Consider the following 17909-nt stretch of genomic DNA (forward strand, 5'->3'; position numbering starts at 1 on the left):
TCGAGCTTGTCGACCGCGGCGATGTCGGTGCCCGGGTAGACCCGGGTGGCTCCCTTGAACGAGACAGTTGCCATGTCGCGCTTCCTCTCCTTCGCCGGCAGGAACGTGCCGGACGATCCGTAGCAAAGGCTCCCAGGTCTTGGGTGTCTGCTTGGTGATACATCACCAAGTGCTAGTGACAACCGATGCCGACGTTCTTACATTCCCGAGTGATGTAAATCGCGCCTAGAAGTACGGGCCCTCGAGCCGGGTCGAGTCGCCGATCAGCTCGAGCAGGGCAGTCACCGCTCGGCTCGGCCGCCGTCCGGCCGGCGTGACCACGGACAGCGTCCAGGTCAGCTCGGTGCCCTCGATCGGGAGTTTGGCGACGCCGTGCGCGGCGGGCAGCTCCAGGTCGGGCACGACGCCGACGCCGAGCCCGACCCGGACGTAGTCGGGGATCGTGGTCAGCTCCGGCACCTCGACCTGGATCCGGCGCGGCATCCCGATCGCGTCGAAGGCCCGGTCCACCAGCTTCCGGTTCCCGAACCCGGCCGGCATGTCGACGAACCGCTCCTGGGCCAGCTCCGGCAGCCGTACGCCGGTGCGTCCGGCGAGCGGATGCGCCGACGGCACCAGCGCCACGAACGGCACCGTCGCGATGTCGCGGACGTCGAGGCCGCTGAGCTCGGGCTTCGGCAGGCCGAGCAGGGCGACGTCCAGCCGGCCGTGCCGGACGTCGTCCGCGAGGCCGGTCGACCCGCTCGGCGACGTCGCGACCTGCACCTCGACCAGCGGGTACTTGCGGTGGAACGCGCCGAGCAGCTCGGCCATGTTCACCAGGCTCAGCCGGGCCAGTGTCCCGATCCGGATGCTGCCGCGGAGCCCCGACGATGCCTCCTCGACAGCGGCCCGCGCCCGGTCCAGCGCCTCCAGTGCAGCCTTCGCCTCGGGCAGCAACGCCTGACCTGCGGTCGACAGCACCACCCGCCGGGTCGAGCGGTCGAACAAGGTTGTCTTCAGGTCCGTCTCGAGCGCCCGGACCGCGGCCGAGACCGTGGACTGCACGGTGAACAACCGCTGCGCGGCGCGGGTGAAGCTCAGCTCCTCGGCGACGGCGACGAAGTACTCCAGCTGGCGACTGTCCACAGCATCGAATTATCGGATCTGACGATAAGAGCATGCAAGAACATTCGTTGGACTCGATAGATGCCGCGGAGCAGGCTGGAACCATGTCCACCATGACGTCTTCGCGGACCGGCGTACGGATCCGGTTCGCCCACGCACCAGGGTTCTGGGTGATCGCGGCGGCCTTCCTCACCACGATGGCCTTCTCGACGATCCCGACGCCGCTCTACGCGATCTACCAGCAGCGCGACGGCTTCCCGACGTACGTGATCACGGTGATCTTCGCCAGCTACGCGGTCGGCGTGATGGCGTCGCTGTATCTGGCCGGGCATGTGAGCGACTGGCTCGGCCGGCGGCGGGTGGCCCTGCTCGCCGTTCTCGCGGAGGCGTTGGCGGCGGCGATCTTCCTGATCTGGCCGGAGGTCCCCGGTCTGCTGGTGGCGCGGTTCGTCTGCGGCGTCGGGGTTGGCGTACTGACGGCGACCGCGACCGCGCACCTGTCCGAGCTGCGGCAGGTCGCGCGTCCCGGTGAGGACCCGAGCCGGTCCGCGCTGATCTCGAGCATGGTGAACCTCGGCGGGCTGGCGTTCGGACCGCTCATCGGTGGTCTGCTGGCGCAGTACGTGTCGTCGCCGTTGCAGCCTCCGTACGAGATCTTCCTGGTGCTGCTGCTGATCAGCGCCGTGGGGATCGCGCTGGTGCCGGAGACGGTCGAGCGCCTGGAGGAGCGTCCGGCGTACCGGCCGCAGCGGGTGGCGCTGCCCTCGTCGGCGCGTCCGCTCTTCTTCGCGTCCGCGATCGGCGCCTTCGCGGCGTTCGCGATCTTCGGTCTCTTCACGTCGCTCGCGCCGACCTTCCTGGCCGGCGTCCTGCACCACACGTCGCGGCTGCTGGCCGGTGTGGTGACCTTCGCCGTGTTCATCGCGGGAGCCGCGAGCCAGGTCGTCTTCGTCCGACTCGCTCGCCCGGCCCAGCTCCGCCTCGGGTTGGTCGCGATGTCGGCCGGTCTCGTTGGCGTGGCGGTTGGCGGGCTCATCCCGAACCTCTACCTGTTCGTCATCGGCGGTGTCGTCGCCGGTGCCGGTGTCGGGCTGGTCTTCCGCGGTGCGGTGGCGACCGCCGCCTCACTCGCCGACCCGTCGTCCCGCGGCGAGGTGCTGGCCGCGCTCTTCCTGATCGCGTACGCCGGACTCGCGATCCCCGTCCTCGCGATCGGCCTGGGCATCGCCCTGCTCCCGGCTGAAGTCGCCCTGCTGCTCTTCTCGGCGCTGATCCTGATCCTGGTGAACGCCGCCGTATTACGGATGCTGGCCGCCCAGCAAAGGTGATCTGATGCGTGGGTGGATCTCGAACGCGACTACGGGCTGACCGTCACTGAGCTGGTGCCTCATGCCGGCGGATTCGCCACCGACGGGTGGGTGGCGGACCGCCGGTGGTTCGTGAAGGCGTGGCAGCCGGGCGAGCCCGCCATCGGGTTGGAGAGACTCGAGCAGTTGAGGGCTCTCGGGCTTCCGGTGGTCGAGCCGTTGCGGACGTCGCAGGGGGAGTTGTTCGCGATGAGTAATGACCGGGCGTACGCGGTCTTTCCTTATATCGAAGGGCGTACGGCGGACAGGGGCGACTGGCGCGTGGCAGCTCGTGCGTTGCGGCAGGTGCACGAAGCGCCGGCGCGGGTGACGCTGCCGGCCGCGGACGTCACCGAGCCGCACATCCGCGACCTGATGGGGTACCTGCAGCACCCGTGGATCGCGGATCGCGCGGACGAGGTCGCGGCGGCGATCGCGCGGCTGGACGACGTACGGGCGCGGCTGGAGCCGGTGCGCAACGTCGTCTGCCACACGGACTTCCACGGGTTGAACGTCCTGATCGACGACCAGGGCGAGGTGGCCGCGATCCTCGACTGGGAGAACGCCGTCATCGGGCCGCGGGAGTACGACGTGTGGGTCGCGGCCGACGGGGATCATCTCGTGGAGTTCCTCGACGAGTACGGCGCGGACGATCTCGACCCCGGTCACCTGGAGTTCGCGCTGCTCGCCCGCGGACTGCGCGACCTCTCGGCCAGGGTGATGAACGAGGTCGACCGCCCGGGCGTCGACACCTGGGGCTTCGACCGGATCGCGCGCGTGGACAGCGACCTCGAGGTGTTCCGCCGGTACTGCGGGTAAGAGCGCGGTCAGCTCGACAGGACGTATGCGTCCACTGCGTGCCGCGCCACGCTCAGCGCGGCCGCAGATCGTACGCCGAAGGCGGATACGTCCTGTCGAGAGTGCACATCAGGCCGCGGCGCCGGGGCCTGGCAGGACGTCGATGTCGTCCGCGTGCATCGGCTTGCCGCAGTGGGCGCAGACGAGGTCCACGTGGCTGATCTCGCCGCACGCGTGGTGGCGGTAGAGGACCGGCGGCCCGGCCGTGCCGGCGAGCCATTTGTCGCCCCAGGCAACCATCACCATCAGGACGTCGACCAGCTCGCGGCCCTTGCCGGTCAGCACGTACTCGTACCGCGGGCGCTGGTCGTACGGCCGGCGTTCGATCACTCCGCGGTCGACCAGGTGGTTCAGCCGCTCGGTCAGCACCTTGCGCGAGATCCCGAGATCCGCCTGGAGCTGCTCGAACCGGGAGAACCCGACCCAGATGTCGCGCAGGATCAACGGCGACCACGGTTCGCCGATCACGTCTAGCGTGCGCGCGATCGAACACGCCATCTCACTGAAGTCTGTCCGCTGCATGACAGCAGTCTAGCGTTTGGGGTTCCCTCAAGGAACTCCAGCATGTTAGCGTTCCTTCAAGGAACCCAGAGGGAAGGTGACAACGATGAGCAAGGTGATCTGCGCTCTCGCGGTCTCGGTCGACGGCTACATCACCGGACGCGGCTCCGGTCCGGACCACGGGCTCGGCGATGCGCCCATGCTGTTCGACTGGTACTTCGACGGCGACACCCCGAGCCAGGTGTTCGACGGCTTCAAACTGAGCGCGCCGAGCGCCCGGGTGTTCGACGCGCTCGCCAGCCGGGTCGGCGCGGTGGTGGCCGGCCACAAGACGTACGACGACTCGGGTCACTTCGGCGGCGGCAGCCCGCATCCGAAGGCCTCGCTGGTCGTGCTGAGCCACGGTCCGGTGGCGGAGATCAGCGAACGGCAGACCCTCGCCAACAGCATCGACGACGCGATCGCCGCGGCCCGTGAGTTGGCCGGCGGCAAGGACGTCGGCCTGATGGGCGGCGGAGCCGCGACCGCGGCGCTGCGGGCCGGGCTCGTCGACGAGATCGTCCTGCACCAGGTGCCGGTCCTGCTCGGTGGCGGCCGGCCGTTCTTCCAGGAGTTGCCGGAGCACGTGCGGCTGAACCTGATCGAGGCAGTTCCGGCGCCCGGCGTCACCCACCTCCACTACGAGATCGCCCGCTGAAGGAGCAGAACCATGTTGAAGCCCGCCGTACGCAATGCCGTCGAGAGCACGTCCATCGCCCACCTGGCCACGGTCCTGCCGGACGGGTCGCCGCATTCCATTCCGCTGTGGGTGAGCACGCTCGGCGAGAAGATCATCTTCCTGACCGGTCCGGGCTCGCAGAAGGCGCGCAACCTCCGCAACGACCCGCGCGTCGCGCTGTCGCTCGCCCCGGTCGACAACCCGTACGAGCCGGTCATCGTCCGCGGCCGAGTCGTCGAGTGGATCGACGGCGACGCCGGCTGGCAGCTCGTCGACCAGATCGCCCAGAAGTACATCGGCCAGCCGTACGGCCGCGACGTCGAGCGCGTGGTCGGCGTCATCGAGGTGGACCACCAGACGGTCGGCGTCAGCTGACCTTAGGATGCGCGCATGGGTGTGACGGTGACGGTTGGGGAGCAGGACGCTTATCTCGCGCGGGTCGGCCGGGTCGGCATGGTGTTGCTGCCGATGATCACCGGGATCGGTGAGCAGGTCCGGGCGTGGGCCGACGAGCTGGCCGGGGAAGGGATCACGGCGCTGGTGTGGGATCCCTTCAAGGGGCGCAGCACCGACAACGCCACCCGGGAAGAGCTCTCCGGGATGCTGCGGGAGATGGACGACGACACCGCCCTCGGCGAGCAGAGCGCATTGCTGGACTACCTGTTCGACGAGCTCGGGTGCAGCAAGGTCGGCGTGATCGGGTGGTGCCTGGGAGGCCGTTTCGCCTTCCTGCTCGCGGCGCGCGACCAGCGGGTGGCGAATGTCGTCGCCTTCCACCCGACGCTGCCGTCGGACCGGCCGCCGCACCACACGTACGACGCGATCGCCGAGTCGGCCGGGATCACGGCGCCGGTGCTGGTGAGCTACCCGAGCGCGGACGCCGCCGTACCCAACGCGGACTTCGAGACGCTGCAGACCGTGTTGCAGGCACGGACCGCCGGCGCGACGTTCACGCAGTACTTCCCCGGCGCCGACCACGGATTCTCGGACAAGTCCCGGCACGACAAGGACGTGAACGCCGACGCGTTCCGGCTGGCGTGGCCGCAGGCGCTCGCGTTCATGAAGTCGACAATCGCCTGAGCTCAGCCTTGGGCAGTCGGACGCACGATCAGCTCGTTGACGTCCACCGCGGCCGGCTGCTGCACGGCGAAGGCGATGGCATCCGCGATCGCGGATGCCGGGATGGCCAGTTGTGCGGCCGCTTCCCGAGCCGCACCTTGAGCCTCGGCCGAACCACCTCGGTCGGTCAACTCGCTCTGCGTGAAGCCAGGGCTGACGACGGTCACGCGGATGTCCTGGCTCTCCTGCCTCAGACCCTCGGACAAAGCCGCGACGGCGAACTTGGTCGCGCTGTACACGGCCGCCGTGGGATCCACGCGATGGCCGGACACCGACGACACGTTGACGATGTGCCCACCGCCCTGCCGGCGCATCTGCGGCAGAACGGCGGCGATTCCATACAGGACGCCGCGCAGGTTGACGTCGATCATCTGCTCCCACTCGGCGACCCGCAGGTCCGCCAGGGGAGACAACGGCATCACCCCCGCGTTGTTGACCAGTACGTCGATCCGGCCGAACTCCTCCACTGCCGCGGCGGCGAAGGCCTGGACCGACTGCAGGTTGGTGACGTCCAACTCCCGGTAGGCCACGGACGCCCCGCCGTTGCGGAGTTCCTCGGCGAGCGACGCCAGCCGGTCGGTGCGTCGGGCGCCGATGAGGACCGAATGGCCCAGGCCCGCCAGCCGCCGGGCTGTGGCTTCGCCGATCCCGCTGCTGGCGCCGGTGACCAGGACGGTCTTGGAAGGTGTCGAAGTGGTGCTCACTGCTATGTGCTCCTCGGAAGTGTGTTGGCAGATGACCGCCGTGCTGCGGCGGGTCGAGTGAGGCTGGAGGTTGTGGGTTCAGTGGGACGAGGCGGGCGCTGCTTCTCGCTGGGCCCAGGTGGCGAAGGTGGTCGCGGGGCGGTCGAGTACGTCGGTCACGCCCGTGGAGACGTACGAGTCGGCGCCGGACCTGATTGCGTTGAGCATCGCCATCCGCCACTGGATGTACATCTCCGGCGTACCTGCGGCGCGCAGGCGATCGACGTGGTCGCCGTCGCTCTCGTCCTCGAACCGGACACTCACACCAGTCGTCTGCGCGAGCTGGTCCGCCGCCTCCTCGAAGGTGATTGCTTCCGGGCCGGACAGTGCCAGGATGCGTCCGTCGTACTCGCGCTTGGTCATCACGGCGGCTGCCACGGCGGCGACGTCCGCCACGTCGACGAACGGCTCGGCTCCGGTGCCGGCCGGAGCGACGATCCGGCCGTCGGCCGGGACGAACATCGCTTCGGTGAAGTTCTGCGCGAAATGCGACGGGCGCAGGATGGTCCACGGGATCGGTCCTCGCTGGAGCGCCTGCTCCGCACGCCCGACCGCGCCGTCGGGCAGGAACTCCACGGCCCGCGCCGACAGCAGGACGACGTGCTCGGTGCCCAACTGACGTGCGAGGTCGAGCAGCCGGGTCAGCTGAGGGCTCCAGTCGCTGGACGAACCTGGGCCAACGACGAACATGCTGGTGACACCGTCGAGAGCAGTGGGCCAGGTGGATTCGTCATGCCAGTCGAAGACGGTGGCCGTCGAGCGGCTCACGGGGCGCGTGGGGTGGCCGGCGAGGTCGAGAAGCAAGGTCAGCCGGCGGCCGACCTTGCCGCTGCCACCAAGGATCAGATGAGTCATACGGGCACCGTAGGTCCGGTTCCGTGGACGAAAAATGTGTGATCTGCTCACATCCATTCGTTATCGTCCAAGGATGGACATCTTGAGCGACCAGCTCGCTCGAGCTCGCGCCCAGGGCGCGGTCTTCTCCATCTTGCGTCGAGTCGAACCATGGGGTGTGCGGTTCGCGGGGCGCCGGCCACTCACCGCGCATCTGCTGCTCGAGGGGGAAGGGTGGCTCGAGCGGGAGGGGCGGCCGCCGGTGCACCTTGCTGCCCGGGATGTCGCGCTAGTCACGGCCGGTCGCTCGTACGTCGTTGGCAGCGCACCGGGGACCGCGGCGATTCCGATCGATGAAGCACGCCGGCAAGGCTCCGATCGCGGGCCCGGTGCCGCATCGGTGCTGTTGTGTGGGGCCTACGTCCTCGACGGCAGTGTCGCGGCCTCCTTGCTGAACAGTCTCCCGGACTTGGTGCTGGTCCGGGCCACCGATCAGGAGCCGTCGCACGCGGCCGCCATCGACCTGCTGGCCGCGGAGGTGCAGCGCGATGCACCGGGTCATCAGGCGCTCCTGGACCGGCTGCTGGATCTCAACCTGATCTACACGCTGAGCGCGTGCTGGGAGCAGTCCAGCGCGCAAGCACCCGGCTGGTTCCGGGCCTTGTCGCATCCGGAGGTACGCCAGGTGCTCGAGAGCCTGCACGCGAATCCCGCGGCGGATTGGACCCTCGAGACGATGGCGCAGCTTGCCGGCAGGTCCCGTGCGTCGTTCGCCGCCACCTTCCGCGACCTGGTGGGCGTGTCTCCCGGTCGTTACCTGACCGAGTTGCGGATGAGTCGCGCCGAAGACGCCCTGGCCAGAACCGGTGCGCCGCTGGCGACGATCGCACGAAATGTTGGCTATAGCAACGAATTCGCCTTCGCCACAGCATTCCGGCGTCACAGCGGCAGCTCACCAGGGCAGTGGCGCCGCCGCTTCGAGAGCCCTCAGCCGGACTCGTCGTAACGGCAACGCAGTGCTTAGCTATCGGCGAAGGCAGTCCTCCAGACGGCGGTGCAAGTCGCCGAGCCTGCCGCGGCCGGGAGCGCCGAGCGGGTAGCGCGCGAGAATGTCGCGGACCGCGGGTGGAACTCGTTCGATGGCCCATCGGACGACGGCATCGGCCGCCGACGGATCTCCGGTCGCCAGTTCCTGCGCGTAGGCGGCGTACTGCGCGGACGCGACGATGTGCTTCACCTGCGTGGCCGCCGCGAACGGATGCAGGTACGCCGAACCGGCCGCGCCGACCGCGGCCCGGGCGGCTGCCTCCGCGGCCGGATCGTGCATCTCGCCGGCCGCCTTCAGCGCTTCGAACGCGGCGGTCCGGATCGCCTTCGTACGCTTCCCTCCGGCGCCGAACAGGCGAACGGCCTCGATCGCGTCACGTGGTCGCCGATCGTCCGGAGCGGCGGCCTCGTAGAGCGGCAATGACTGCTCGGCGCACTCGGCGGTCCACAGGCTCAGCTGCCGCAGTTCGTCCAGGCTCAGCGGGATGTCTTCATGACCCATGAGCCTCAATCGTATCGTTGAACCCGTCAGTTGAAGCTTTCACGCGGCCCGGCGGTGTGCGGTCGGCGTGATTCCCCGGACCCGCTTGAACGCAACGCTCAACGCGAACGCATTGGCGTACCCGACCCGGCGGGCGATCGTCTCGACGGTGTCCCGGGTCGACCGGAGCTGATCCGCGGCGAGCGTGATCCGCCAGCCGGTCAGGTAGCTCATCGGCGCCTCGCCGACGACCGCGGTGAAGCGCCGGGCCAGCGACGCCCGCGAGATCCCGACCCGGTCTGCGAGCTCGGTGACGTTCCACGGGTACGCCGGGTCCTCGTGCAGCAACCGCAACGCCGTACCCGCGACCGGATCGGTCTGCGCCTGGTACCACCCGGGCGCGTGCGAGTCCGGCCGTGCGAACCAGGCCCGCAACGTGGTGATCAGCGCGAGGTCGAGCCACCGGTCCAGGACGGTCTGCTGCCCCGGCGCGTCCCGCTGGATCTCGCTGGCGATCATCTCCATCACCGATCCCGCGACGTCGGCCGCCGGCACGACCAGGGCCGGCGGGAGCGCGGTGATGAGCCGGCGGCTGACGTCGCCCGCGACCTGATAGGTGCCGCTGGCAACCATGACTTCGCCGGACTTGCGGCCGCCGTACGTCCGCACGCCCAGCCGGGCCGAGTAGTCGATCGGTGCCCCGGGCAACGGTTCGCAGATGCCGCCGGGGTGGATCCGCAGTTGCGGCGCGGTGGTCAGGCTGTCGCTGACGACGTACGGCTCCGGGCCGGTGACGATCGCGACGTCGCCCTGCTCCATCCGCAGCGGTTCGAGGCCGTCGCGCGCCAGCCAGCCGGAACCGCGGACCAGGGTAGCGAGCGCCAGCGGCGCCTCGTCCCGGATCTCCAGGGACCAGGGCAGGTCGAGGATCGTCAGGTTGAACACCCCGTCCTGCGCGCGGGTCCCGGCCAGCAGTTCGTCGAGCACGTCCATACGAGGAGCCTACGACAGGCTGAGCGTTCCGAACATCGAATTGCGGCGTACGGCCATGGTTTGTCTCACCGGGCTCCGGTGAACTGGTGCCATGAACCCGATTCTGATCCTCAGTGGCAAAGGCAAGACCGGCCGTCGCGTCGCGGCGCAGCTCGACGCGCGGGGCATCCCGTACCGGCTGGCGTCCCGCTCGAGCGCGCAGCCGTTCGACTGGTACGACGAGAGCACCTGGGCGGGCGCACTGGCCGGTGCGGACACGGCGTACCTGGCACCGCCGGTGGGACCGACCGGACTGGCGCAGGCCGGCAAGTTCGTCCAGCAGGCCCGCGGGCTTCGGCGACTCGTCCTGCTGTCGGGCCGTGGCGTCGGCAGCCCGGGCCGCGACTTCGCCGTGTACGACGGTTCGCTCGAGCTGGAGAGTGTGGTGAGGGCGAGTGGTCTCGACTGGACCATCGTGCAGCCGGCCTGGTTCGCGCAGGGCTTCAGCGAGGACTTCCTGCGCTACCACGTCCTGGCGGGCGAGATCCGGCTGTCGGCCGGTGCCGGCGGCGAGGCGTGGATCGACACCGACGACGTCGGCGACGTGATGACCACGGCGCTGCTCGACACGTCGTACGCCGGCCGCACCCTCGCGATCTCCGGCCCGCGCGTCCTCACGATGACCGAGATCGCCGCCGAACTCACCGCCGCAACCGGCCGCCCGATCTCGTACGTCGACCTCGACCCGGCAGCGCACGTGGCCGAACTGATCGCGCAAGGCCTCACCTCGGAGGATGCCGACGCGGTTCGAGATCTGTTCGCCGTCATCCGCAACCACCGCTCCGAGTACGTCTCCGATGGAGTCGAGCAGGTTCTCGGTCGCAAGCCCCGCGACTTCACCGACTGGGCCCGCGAGACCGCGAAGAGCGGGGTCTGGGGCGGATGATGTGCGGACGCCCAGCACTCAACAACTGAGGCTTCGGCCGTCGTCGCACGCTCAGCAGGGCGGGCTGAGGGCAGTTGATCAGTGCTGCAGATCCGCCTCCCCGCCCACCTGAAGGCGGGGAGGCGGACCGGTCACCGGTGCTGCATCTCGGTCCACTCGTCGTGGGTGAGCTCCTGCAGCTCCGACGCGGGGGTCTTCGCGAGCGGCGCGGATCCGCCGCCGACCGCGCCGCCGCCGAAGACGATGTTCGCCCAGTTGTTCTGCGCGATCAGGATCGACGTGGTCTTGTCGCCGTTGATGTCGGCGGCCGTCGTGGTGTCGGTGGTGTCGCCGTCGCAGTTCCAGTCGATCGGCCGGTTCGCCGCGCCGGCCGTGGTCCGGGTCGAGCCGTTCGGGCACTTCCAGCTGGTCCGGTAGGCGGCGCCCAGGCTGCCGAGGCCGACGGTCTCGTCCGGCCGGGCCTCGTTGATCGACGTCGGCTGGACGCTGGAGTACCCCCAGTACTTGGTGCCGTCGGCCTTGAGCACACCGCCGAGCTGGAACGAGTAGTTCATCACGCTCAGGTAGTTCGGCTTGTAGTTCAGGTTGTCGGTGCCGCCGTGCTTGAGGCCGATGTTGTGGCCGAGCTCGTGGATGAACGTGCCGACGTTGATGTCGTCGGTCGCGTTCCAGTTGCACTTCGGGCCGACCGTGACGATGAACGTGTCGTTCGGGATGTTGAAGGCCTGGCCGCTGCTGCAGCCGCCGTCGTAGCTGTCACCCCAGAGCATGTAGTGGAAGACCGCCTTGCGCGCGGACGCGAAGTTGGCCGCCTTGATCGCGTTGGTCTGGGTGGCCGAGGGGTTCAGGTCGGCGTCGTACGTGACCTCGTTGCCACCGCCGAGGTTGTACGTCGCGCCGCGGGCGGCGCCGGCGTCGAGGTGGATCTTGACGCCGGTGCTGCCGTCCGGGTTGCTGACCGGGGCGGAGGCGAAGACCTGGACGATCCGGTCGAGCGCGGCGGTGGTCGCGAGCCGGCCGGACATGTAGTCCATCTCGACGAACAGGTCCTTCTTCTTCGGGTTCGCGCCCATCGCGGGCAGATTCACGTCGACGGTGCCGTCACCGTTCGCGTCGTACCCGTTCGTCTCCCAGATGTCCGGGAGCGAGTCGCCGTCGGTGTCGGTCGCGGCCACCACCGAGCTGGCGGCGTCGGCGGCAGGGACCGGCGCAGCCACCGCGCTCGACGTAGCGAGCGCGGCGGCGGCCAGAGATGTCAGTACGGCGAACAAGGCGGGGCGGGGCCTCATCAGATCTCCTTAGGGGGCGGTGGGTGATCTGACCGCTACCGTAGGTGATTTCCCCCGGTGAGGACGGCCCAGCCGGGTCACTGACTCATTTGGGTCAATCGGCCGAGCGGAGCATCGTGCGGATGCCGACGGTCAGTCCGAGGCCCGCGGTGACGATCGCCGCGACCCAGCCCCAGAGCACCGCGCCGGACAGTACGTCGCCCGAGAACAGCGTCCGCTCGGCGTCGACGAGGTATGACAGCGGGTTGAACTTCGACGCGACCCGCATCCAGCCGGGACCGGTCTCGAGCGGCAGCAGCATCCCGGACAGGATCATCAGCGGGAACAGGAACGTCTGCTGCACCACCCAGAACATCCAGTCCTGCTTGCGGACCGCGATCGCCAGCGCGTAGCTGAACGAACCGAGCCCGACGCCGAACACCGCGAGCAGCGCCAGCCCGACCAGCGCACCGCCGACGTGCAGGTCGAACGCGAACGGCGTCATCACCGCGATCACGATCACCGCCTGCCCGAACAACGGCACCATCTCCTTCAGCGCCCGGCCGATCAGCAACGAGGAGCGGGACAGCGGCGTGACCAGCATCCGTTCGTGCGCGCCGGTCTGGAACTCGAACAGCAGGTTCGCGCCGGTGGTCGAGGTACCGAACAGCGTGGTCATCACCAGGATCGACGGGACGAACCACTGCCAGACGCCGTCGCCGAACGTGCCGCCCATCGAACCCGACAGCAGCGGGCCGAACAACGCCAGGAACACCAGCGGCTGGATCATCCCGAACAACAGACTGAACGGATCCCGCAGCACCGGCTTGAGCTCGCGGGTCATCACGATGCGGATGTCGCGCAGCAGGTTCCGCGAGGGCTGGACCGCCGGGGCGGTGGTCACCGGGAGGGTGAGGGTGGTCATCAGGCTGCCTTTCCGTTCGAGTCCTCACGCAGGCTGCGGCCGGTGAGGTTGAGGAACACGTCGTCGAGGGTCGGGCGGTGCACCTGCGCCGCCGCGATCGGTACGCCGGCACGCTGCGCGGCCGCCACCAGCTCGGGCAGCGCCGCCGGACCGTCCGCCACCCGGACGCTCAGCTCGTCGCCGACGGCGACCACTTCCCGGGCCCCGGGCAACTTCTCCGCGACCGGCAGGAGCCTGTTGACGTTGCTAGGGGCAACGGTCAGTGCGATCCGGTCGCCGGCCAGCGTTCCCTTCAGGCCGTCGGCGGTGTCGTCGGCGATCACCTCGCCGTGGTCCACGACGACCACGCGCTCGGCCATCGAGTCGGCCTCGTCCAGGTAGTGCGTGGTGAGCACGATCGTCATCGCGTACTGCTCGCGCATCCGCAGGATGTGGTCCCACAGGTTCGCCCGGTTCTGCGGGTCGAGACCCGTCGACGGCTCGTCGAGGAACAGCAGCGACGGCGCGTGCACCAGGCCCATCGCGACATCGAGCCGCCGGCGCTGACCGCCCGACAGCTCCGACACCTTGCGCTGGGCCAGGTCGGTCAGCTCGAGCGCTTCGAGCAGTTCGCCGGCCCGCCGCCTGGCGGTGCGGCGGTCGAGTCCGTAGATCACGCCCTGCCCGACCAGTTCGTCGCCGGCGCGCTGCGCGTGGCCCGCGCCGTTGCCCTGGCCGACGTACCCGATCCGGCGCCGGACCTGGCCGGGATCCGCGGTCACGTCGTACCCGGCGACCGTCGCGGTGCCCGAGGTCGGCGTGATCAAGGTGGTGAGCATCCGCAGGGTGGTGGTCTTGCCGGCGCCGTTCGGGCCGAGGACGGCGACGAGTTCGCCGGGTTCGACGTCCAGGCTGATCCCGCGGACGGCGTGCACGGTCTCGGTCCGGCTCACCGCGAAGTCCCGGGTGAGCGCTCGGGTGCTGATCACGATCTCTCCTTCGGTCTGGGTCTCTGGCCTCCACATTTCCAGTGGAAGAGGACAGGTTCTGGCCGCTACTCGTGGCAATCTGAGGTCATGTCCGAGACCTCAGCCCGCTTGCTCGCGCTGCTCTCCCTGTTGCAGGCGCGCCGCGATTGGCCCGGCCAACTGCTGGCCGAGCGCCTTGAAGTCAGCCCGCGGACCGTCCGTCGGGACGTGGACCGGCTGCGCGACCTCGGGTATCCGGTCCGCGCGACCAAGGGGCCCGACGGCGGCTACCGCCTCGACGCGGGCGCGGATCTGCCGCCGTTGCTGTTCGACGACGACCAGGCGATCGCGGTCGCGGTGGCGCTGCAGACCGCGACGACCACGGTCACGGGGATCGAGGAGGGGGCGTTGCGCGCGCTGGCCACGGTCCGTCAGGTGATGCCGGCGCGACTGCGGCAACGCGTCGACGCCCTGCAGGTCACCACGGTCGATCGCTACGCCAACCGCCGTACGACGGTTGACTCCGACCAGCTGATCGCGATCGGTACGGCGGTCCGCGCGCACGAGGTACTGCGGTTCGACTACGCGGCGCCCGGCGCGGCCATCGACGAGTGGGTGCCGCCGCGGAAGGTCGAACCGCATCACCTGGTGACGTGGGGCGGGCGGTGGTACCTCGTCGGCTGGGATCTGGATCGCAACGACTGGCGGACGTTCCGGGTGGACCGGATGACGCCGCGGACGCCGACCGGCCCGCGGTTCACGCCGCGGGAACTGCCGGCGCCGGACGTGGCGACGTACATCTCGGCCAAGTTCCACGGGCAGGACCAGAACCCGTGCCGCGGCGAGGCGATCCTGCAGGCGCCCGCGTCGCTGATCGCGCAGTACGCCGGGCGCGGGTCGATCGTCGAGGAGGTCACGCCGACGAGCTGCCGGCTCGTCCTGACCGCCTGGTCGTGGACCGGGCTGGCCGCGACATTCGGGATGTTCGAGTGCGATCTGGAGTTCGTCGGACCGCAAGAGTTGAAGGACGCGGCGACGCAGTTGGCCGCGCGCTACCAGGAGGCTGCCTCATGACCCCGGAACTGATCGTCGCGGATGCCACCGCCTGGCTGAACTGGCTTCGTGAACATCACGAAGCGTCGGACGGGATCTGGCTGGTACTCGCGAAGAAGAACGTCACGACGCCGACGAGCCTCAGCTACGACGAGGCGCTCGAGGAAGCCTTGTGCCACGGGTGGATCGACGGGCAGCGCCGCGGTCGCGACGAGCACACGTTCATCCAGCGGTACACGCCGCGGCGCCCGCGGAGCCTGTGGTCGAAGCGGAACGTCGACCTGGTCGCGCGGATGGAGACCGAGGGCCGGATGCGCCCGGCCGGCCGCGCCCAGGTCGAGCTCGCGAAGGCCGACGGCCGCTGGGACAAGGCGTACGACGGGTCGCGGGCCCAGGAGGTGCCGCCCGACCTCGCGGCGGCGCTGGCTGCGGAGCCGAAGGCGCAGGCGATGTTCGAGATCCTGACCAGCGCGAACCGGTTCGCCGTCGTGTTCAGGGTGAACGACGCGAAACGCCCCGAAACCCGGGCCAAACGCATCGCCCTCTACGTCGACCAACTGGCCCGCGGCGAGACGATCTACCCCCAGAAGCGAACGCTGTGAGCAAGCTCGACAGGACGTGTCCGTGGACTCGCCGCCGTTGCAGGCGGCGAACAGCCGTCGGCCGATCGGCAGTGGGGCAGACGTCCTGTCGAGCGTGCACGTCCGCTACTGCTCGATCAGGTCCAGCGTCGCGTCCTGGCCGGCGGTGAGCGGGAAGTAGGCGAGGAACGTGACGCCTTCGTCCTCGGTGTCGAAGCGGGCGATGGTCTCGACGGCCGGCTCGTAGAACACGTCGCCGGGGCCGAGGACCTGCGGCTCGCTGTCCGCGGCCTGCTGGTAGACGGCCGAACCGGACACGATGTTGCCGAACACGGGGCCGTTGTGGACGTGCGCGCCGAGGGCGGTGTGCGGGTCGATGGTGATCCGGCGGACCTCGACGCGCTGCACCGGGAGCTCCTCGGGCAGGTGCTGGTCGAGCACGACGACACGGCTGATCGATGTGTTCATGGCAACATCGTACATACCAATAGGTACAGGCGCCGTGTGAGTTCGGGCGGCGCCGGCTCGGGGCCGGTCAGTAGAGGATCGGGTTGAGCGGGGAGGTGACGGGATCGCCGGGCTGCGCGCCGGGCATCCAGTGCGCGAGATCGATCTCCTGGTTCTTGTTCGCCGGTGCGGCGATCCGCATGTCGGCGTCCATGTAGATGATCGTCATCACCCGGCGCGGGACGTCGGTGGTGTTCGGCGGCGCGTGGTGGAAGGTCCAGCCGAGGTGGTAGCTGACCTCGCCTAGCTCGTACGGCTCGGACACCTCGGGGAAGTGCTGCTCGGCCAGTGCCTCCTGCAGCACCCGCTCGGACTCGTCGCTGATCGGCAGGTCCCGGCCGTGCTCGAACGTGTGACTGCCGGCCGCGAACGACAGCGGCCCCATCTCCATCGGCGTTTCCTGCAACGGGATCCAGATCGTCACGCACCGATCGGACGCGAACGGCCAGTAGTACTGGTCCGCGTGCCACGGGGTGACGCCGCCGCCGGACTCCTTGTACAGCGCCTGGTCGTGGTACAGCCGGACGGACTGTACGCCGAGCAGTTGCGCCGCGATCCGCGCCAGCCGCGGCGAGGACACGAACTCCAGCACCCGCTCGCTGTCCTGCCACAGGTTCGTCACCTGCAGGAACGCCTTGCCGTAGGTGTCGCGCTCCTCCAGCGGCACGTCCTGGGTGTTCAGCTCGATCACCTTGCCGGTGATCTCCGGCTCGTACTCCGCGATCGTGTCGGCGCTGAGCACGTTCTTCAGCTTCACGAAGCCGTGCTCGCGGAAGTGCGCGATGTCGGACCGGCCGAGGGTGTAGTCGGTCTCGAGCTCCGGGCGGGTCAGAGTCATGCGACCTAAGGGTTCCGGGACGCTCCATCGCTGTAAAGATCAGTGATCAAATCTTTGCCCTGCGTGCACGTGCACGTGCACGCAGCGCTCACCGGAGCCGTGGCCCTCCTGCTCGACCAGGTGCAGCTCCGCGTCCGGCCAGGCGGCGTACCCCAGTAGTCGATCTCCGGATACATCTAGAGGACTCCGGTGTAGGTGAGGGCGAACGTTCCGCAGGGGAAGAGGAACAGCGAGGCGAGGATGATGATGCCCTTGAAGGACTGGCGCGGGCCAATGAGTTTGCCGTACGCCGCGACCAGCACCGGGACCATCACCACCTCGAGCAGGAGCATGCTGCGCGGGATGATCGTGCCGGTCGCGGCGAGGATGACGGACAGTGCGGCCGCGGCGATCCAGGCGCCGTACCCGAGCAGGTACGTCGTGCGCGCGCCGAAGCGGACCGCGATGGTCTGGTACCCGGCGGCGCGGTCCGCGTCCAGGTCGGCGAGCGTCGTCGGCAGGTACAGGCCGATCGCGGCGAGCGTTCCCTGGAGACCCATCAGCCAGGGGAAGTCGCTCAGATCCGGGTTGATCGCGGCCCAACCGGCCAACGGCCCGAAGGCGCCCAGCGCCACAGCATTCACGGCGACGTCGAAGCCGGCGCGGGTCTTGAGGCGGACCGGCGGGACGGAGTACGCGTAGCCGAGGAGGACAGCGAGCAGAACACCCAACGCGAACACGACCCCCACGTGCAGGCTCAGCCCGACCGCGGCGACCGCCGCCGCGAAGGCCAGCCGCTTCACCGCCCGGAGCGTGATCCGCCCGTCGAGCAACGGCGACTTGGCCTTGCGCGGGTTGAGCCGATCGCTCGGCAGGTCGTACGCGTCGTTGACCGCGAGCACCGCCAGCCAGACCAGCGGGCCCATCACGACCGCCCCGACGATCAGCCGCGGCCACTCGTCCACCGGCGGGATCAGGCGGTGCGTGGCGAGCAGGATCCCCGTGTAATAAGGCACGATCGACACCACCCAGAACGCCGGGCGGCCAACCGCGATCACGTCACGAACCCGCGGTCCCCGTACCTGCACGTCCGTGCTCACGTCACCACTGTGCTCCCCGGCTGGTGCTCGCGTCCTCCC

General features: G+C 69.3%; 21 protein-coding genes. 9 read left to right on the plus strand and 12 right to left on the minus strand.

The window, feature by feature from the left end; all coding sequences use genetic code 11:
• Window positions 1-225 precede the first annotated feature (225 nt).
• Window positions 226-1128, minus strand: a complete 903-nt coding sequence (locus ACWEOO_RS23490; RefSeq protein ID WP_452144815.1) for a LysR family transcriptional regulator — start codon at window positions 1126-1128, stop codon at window positions 226-228.
• Between the two features lie 92 nt (window positions 1129-1220).
• Between ACWEOO_RS23490 and ACWEOO_RS23495 the strand changes: the two genes are divergently transcribed.
• Entirely contained in the window at window positions 1221-2435 is a 1215-nt protein-coding gene (locus ACWEOO_RS23495; protein ID WP_452144816.1) for an MFS transporter, read from the plus strand.
• 12 nt (window positions 2436-2447) lie between these two features.
• Window positions 2448-3272, plus strand: a complete 825-nt coding sequence (locus ACWEOO_RS23500) for a phosphotransferase enzyme family protein (protein WP_452144817.1) — start codon at window positions 2448-2450, stop codon at window positions 3270-3272.
• Window positions 3273-3380: 108 nt separating this feature from the next.
• Here ACWEOO_RS23500 and ACWEOO_RS23505 read toward each other — a convergent pair whose 3' ends face one another.
• Window positions 3381-3833, minus strand: coding sequence for a winged helix-turn-helix transcriptional regulator (locus ACWEOO_RS23505; RefSeq protein WP_355693912.1), 453 nt, complete (start codon window positions 3831-3833; stop codon window positions 3381-3383).
• 85 nt (window positions 3834-3918) lie between these two features.
• On the opposite strand from ACWEOO_RS23505, the gene ACWEOO_RS23510 reads away from it, so the two are divergent.
• From ACWEOO_RS23510 to ACWEOO_RS23520, 3 genes are read left to right on the plus strand one after another with little or no spacing between them, the layout of a single operon-like run.
• Entirely contained in the window at window positions 3919-4509 is a 591-nt protein-coding gene (locus ACWEOO_RS23510; protein WP_452144818.1) for a dihydrofolate reductase family protein, read from the plus strand.
• 12 nt (window positions 4510-4521) lie between these two features.
• Window positions 4522-4905 (plus strand): TIGR03618 family F420-dependent PPOX class oxidoreductase, encoded by a 384-nt coding sequence (locus tag ACWEOO_RS23515; RefSeq protein WP_363706412.1) that lies wholly within the window; start codon window positions 4522-4524, stop codon window positions 4903-4905.
• A 15-nt stretch (window positions 4906-4920) separates the two neighbouring features.
• Window positions 4921-5610 carry a dienelactone hydrolase family protein gene (locus ACWEOO_RS23520; RefSeq protein WP_452144819.1) on the plus strand — a complete coding sequence of 230 codons (690 nt, stop codon included), beginning with the start codon at window positions 4921-4923 and terminating at the stop codon, window positions 5608-5610.
• 2 nt (window positions 5611-5612) lie between these two features.
• Here ACWEOO_RS23520 and ACWEOO_RS23525 read toward each other — a convergent pair whose 3' ends face one another.
• Both ACWEOO_RS23525 and ACWEOO_RS23530 read right to left on the minus strand, forming a co-directional pair.
• Window positions 5613-6353 carry an SDR family oxidoreductase gene (locus tag ACWEOO_RS23525; protein ID WP_452144820.1) on the minus strand — a complete coding sequence of 247 codons (741 nt, stop codon included), beginning with the start codon at window positions 6351-6353 and terminating at the stop codon, window positions 5613-5615.
• A gap of 78 nt (window positions 6354-6431) precedes the next feature.
• Window positions 6432-7247 (minus strand): hypothetical protein, encoded by an 816-nt coding sequence (locus tag ACWEOO_RS23530; RefSeq protein ID WP_452144821.1) that lies wholly within the window; start codon window positions 7245-7247, stop codon window positions 6432-6434.
• Between the two features lie 82 nt (window positions 7248-7329).
• Here ACWEOO_RS23530 and ACWEOO_RS23535 point away from each other — a divergent pair, with 82 nt between their 5' ends.
• Window positions 7330-8232 carry an AraC family transcriptional regulator gene (locus ACWEOO_RS23535; RefSeq protein ID WP_452144822.1) on the plus strand — a complete coding sequence of 301 codons (903 nt, stop codon included), beginning with the start codon at window positions 7330-7332 and terminating at the stop codon, window positions 8230-8232.
• 18 nt (window positions 8233-8250) lie between these two features.
• On the opposite strand, the gene ACWEOO_RS23540 is transcribed toward ACWEOO_RS23535, so the two are convergent.
• Together ACWEOO_RS23540 and ACWEOO_RS23545 are read right to left on the minus strand one after the other, a co-directional pair.
• A complete protein-coding gene (locus ACWEOO_RS23540; protein ID WP_452144823.1) occupies window positions 8251-8775 on the minus strand; it encodes a putative immunity protein in 525 nt (174 codons plus the stop codon).
• A 39-nt stretch (window positions 8776-8814) separates the two neighbouring features.
• The gene (locus ACWEOO_RS23545; RefSeq protein WP_452144824.1) at window positions 8815-9747 is read right to left on the minus strand and encodes an AraC family transcriptional regulator; all 933 of its coding nucleotides are present in this window, start codon (window positions 9745-9747) and stop codon (window positions 8815-8817) included.
• Between the two features lie 91 nt (window positions 9748-9838).
• Here ACWEOO_RS23545 and ACWEOO_RS23550 point away from each other — a divergent pair, with 91 nt between their 5' ends.
• The gene (locus ACWEOO_RS23550) at window positions 9839-10672 is read left to right on the plus strand and encodes an NAD(P)H-binding protein (protein WP_452144825.1); all 834 of its coding nucleotides are present in this window, start codon (window positions 9839-9841) and stop codon (window positions 10670-10672) included.
• Between the two features lie 131 nt (window positions 10673-10803).
• Here ACWEOO_RS23550 and ACWEOO_RS23555 read toward each other — a convergent pair whose 3' ends face one another.
• From ACWEOO_RS23555 to ACWEOO_RS23565, 3 genes are all read right to left on the minus strand, one after another.
• A complete protein-coding gene (locus ACWEOO_RS23555; RefSeq protein WP_452144826.1) occupies window positions 10804-11961 on the minus strand; it encodes a hypothetical protein in 1158 nt (385 codons plus the stop codon).
• A 94-nt stretch (window positions 11962-12055) separates the two neighbouring features.
• Window positions 12056-12865, minus strand: a complete 810-nt coding sequence (locus tag ACWEOO_RS23560; protein ID WP_452144827.1) for an ABC transporter permease — start codon at window positions 12863-12865, stop codon at window positions 12056-12058.
• Window positions 12865-13833: an ATP-binding cassette domain-containing protein gene (locus ACWEOO_RS23565; RefSeq protein ID WP_452144828.1), complete on the minus strand. Its 969-nt coding sequence runs from the start codon at window positions 13831-13833 to the stop codon at window positions 12865-12867. The genes ACWEOO_RS23560 and ACWEOO_RS23565 overlap by 1 nt, the downstream gene beginning before the upstream one ends.
• An 87-nt stretch (window positions 13834-13920) precedes the next feature.
• Between ACWEOO_RS23565 and ACWEOO_RS23570 the strand changes: the two genes are divergently transcribed.
• Window positions 13921-14886 (plus strand): helix-turn-helix transcriptional regulator, encoded by a 966-nt coding sequence (locus ACWEOO_RS23570; protein WP_452144829.1) that lies wholly within the window; start codon window positions 13921-13923, stop codon window positions 14884-14886.
• Window positions 14883-15467, plus strand: coding sequence for a YdeI/OmpD-associated family protein (locus tag ACWEOO_RS23575; RefSeq protein WP_452144830.1), 585 nt, complete (start codon window positions 14883-14885; stop codon window positions 15465-15467). Before ACWEOO_RS23570 ends, ACWEOO_RS23575 begins: the two co-directional genes overlap by 4 nt.
• A gap of 105 nt (window positions 15468-15572) precedes the next feature.
• Here ACWEOO_RS23575 and ACWEOO_RS23580 read toward each other — a convergent pair whose 3' ends face one another.
• The 3 genes from ACWEOO_RS23580 to ACWEOO_RS23590 all read right to left on the minus strand — a co-directional run bounded on the left by ACWEOO_RS23580 (window position 15573) and on the right by ACWEOO_RS23590 (window position 17870).
• The gene (locus ACWEOO_RS23580; protein ID WP_452144831.1) at window positions 15573-15914 is read right to left on the minus strand and encodes a hypothetical protein; all 342 of its coding nucleotides are present in this window, start codon (window positions 15912-15914) and stop codon (window positions 15573-15575) included.
• 67 nt (window positions 15915-15981) lie between these two features.
• Window positions 15982-16791, minus strand: a complete 810-nt coding sequence (locus ACWEOO_RS23585) for a phytanoyl-CoA dioxygenase family protein (RefSeq protein WP_359936009.1) — start codon at window positions 16789-16791, stop codon at window positions 15982-15984.
• Between the two features lie 176 nt (window positions 16792-16967).
• Window positions 16968-17870, minus strand: a complete 903-nt coding sequence (locus tag ACWEOO_RS23590; RefSeq protein WP_452144832.1) for a UbiA prenyltransferase family protein — start codon at window positions 17868-17870, stop codon at window positions 16968-16970.
• Between the last annotated feature and the right edge of the window lie 39 nt (window positions 17871-17909).

The organism is Kribbella sp. NPDC004138 (assembly GCF_053603655.1).